The 1,221-nt window shown below is 68.9% G+C and carries 2 protein-coding genes; one reads left to right on the forward strand and one right to left on the reverse strand.

Annotated features, from left to right (window positions below):
* The first annotated feature begins 295 nt into the window (after nucleotides 1-295).
* Nucleotides 296-592 (forward strand): hypothetical protein, encoded by a 297-nt coding sequence (locus tag ACWPWO_RS18780; protein WP_454007889.1) that lies wholly within the window; start codon nucleotides 296-298, stop codon nucleotides 590-592.
* Between the two features lie 4 nt (nucleotides 593-596).
* Here ACWPWO_RS18780 and ruvB read toward each other — a convergent pair.
* The coding region (ruvB, locus tag ACWPWO_RS18785; protein WP_454007890.1) for a Holliday junction branch migration DNA helicase RuvB at nucleotides 597-1,221 on the reverse strand (625 nt) is incomplete at its 5' end.

Here is a 1,221-nt window from a genome sequence, read left to right on the forward strand (position 1 = left end):
TGGTGATGGTGTCGTGGTCGGTGGGCGCCTTCGGCCCCCTGATCGGCGGAGCGCTGGCCGGCTTGCCCATGGTGCTGGGGCCAGGGTTCTATTTTCTGGCGGCGCAGTTTCCGGCGGCCTTTGTGCATCAGGCCGCATCCTATGCGCTGTATTCATTGTGCGCCACGCAACTGTTCGTGCTGGCCTACATCCTGGCGGCGCGTACCTTGACGCCCAGGCGCACGCAGCCTGCCGTGACCAGTGCGAACACCGCCAGGCCCAGCCAGGGTTGCGCGGGGCGCTGGCAGGCGTGCTGGTGGCGGTCGGGACCACGGGCAGCAGGTGGGTGGGCGCCAGTGGTTCGGGCCTGCTGCTGGCTTTTCCCATCGGTTATACCGTGGTGGCGGTGACGATACACCAGAAGATGGGGGCGGGCAGCGTGATCGCCACCTTGCGCTCGGCCCTGCTGGGCACGACCAGCCTGGCGGGATTCTGCACCGTGCTGGCGCTGTCAGTGGAGCAGATGGCCTGGCCCCTGGCCTTGCTGCTGGCGGCGGGCGTGTCCATGTCGATCACCCTGGGCCTGGTACTTCGGCCCTGGGCTCGTCGTTGAAGGATCAGGCGGGGTCGAACAGATCCTGAGGGCCGCTGTTGCGCGGCGGCGTCAGGCCCAGGTGCCGCCAGGTGTTCAGCGTGGCGGTGCGGCCGCGCGGCGTGCGCTGCAGGAATCCGTGCTGGATCAGGTAGGGCTCGATGACGTCTTCGATGGTGTCGCGTTCTTCGCCGATGGCGGCCGCCAGGCTGTCCACGCCGACAGGGCCGCCGTCGAACTTGTGCACGATGGCCTCCAGCAGCTTGCGGTCCATCAGGTCCAGGCCTTGGGGATCGACTTCCAGCATGGCCAGCGCCGCCTGCGCGCATTCAGTGTGGATGACGCCGCCGGTCTTGACTTCGGCGTAGTCGCGCACGCGCCGCAGCAGGCGATTGGCGATGCGCGGCGTGCCGCGCGAGCGGCGGGCGATCTCGTAGGTGCCGTCGTCGGTGGTGGACACATTGAGCAGGCCGGCGCTGCGCGCCACGATGCGGGCCAGATCGTCCACGCCGTAGAATTCCAGCCGCGACACGATGCCGAAGCGGTCGCGCAAGGGATTGGTGAGCATGCCGGCGCGCGTGGTGGCGCCCACCAGGGTGAAAGGCTGCAGGTCCAGCTTGACGCTGCGCGCGGCCGGCCCTTCGCCGATC

This window comes from Alcaligenes sp. Marseille-Q7550 (assembly GCF_965112015.1).